The organism is Ancylomarina sp. 16SWW S1-10-2 (assembly GCF_009669305.1).
Classification (GTDB): Bacteria; Bacteroidota; Bacteroidia; order Bacteroidales; family Marinifilaceae; genus Ancylomarina.
The window spans coordinates 1-468 of the sequence record NZ_SADB01000210.1 but is presented as its reverse complement, the minus strand read 5'-3'; the positions used below and the strand labels follow the sequence as shown (position 1 = coordinate 468).

Here is a 468-nt window from a genome sequence, read left to right as displayed (position 1 = left end):
TTCCGGAAACAACACCGCCCACCCCCAACTTGATCAAGGCCCTGAAAGAACTATCCAAAGACGGATTTTACATTGCTATCGATGACTTTGAAGCAAGGCCCCAAGGGGAATTCCTTATTGCCTATGCCGATGCCATTATAGTTGATTTTCTCTCTACAGATGAAAAGAAACTGGAACGCATATGCGACATGTGTCGGGAGTACGACACCAAGCTTATCGCCAAACGTGTGGAAAACACCGACCAGTTCAATATGGCCCAAAAACTGGGGTTCAATTTTTTTCAAGGCTTTTATTTCAAACGACCGGAAAATATAAAAGGGCGCAAGCTCCGCTCCGGGGAAATTGTAAAGCTCAAACTGCTCAAGTTGATTGAAGACCCTTCCCCGGACTTCGAAGCCCTTGCCGAAGCCTTGCAGAACGATGTTTCTATCAGCTTCCGTTTGTTGACCCTGCTCAACTCTCCAACTT

Annotated in this window: 1 protein-coding gene; it reads left to right on the top strand. The window is 46.4% G+C overall.

Translation table 11 applies throughout. The annotated features are described in order from the left end of the window. Nucleotides 1–468, top strand: a 468-nt coding sequence (locus tag EMN46_RS19015) for an EAL domain-containing protein (protein WP_154202595.1), incomplete at both ends; no start/stop codon positions are given.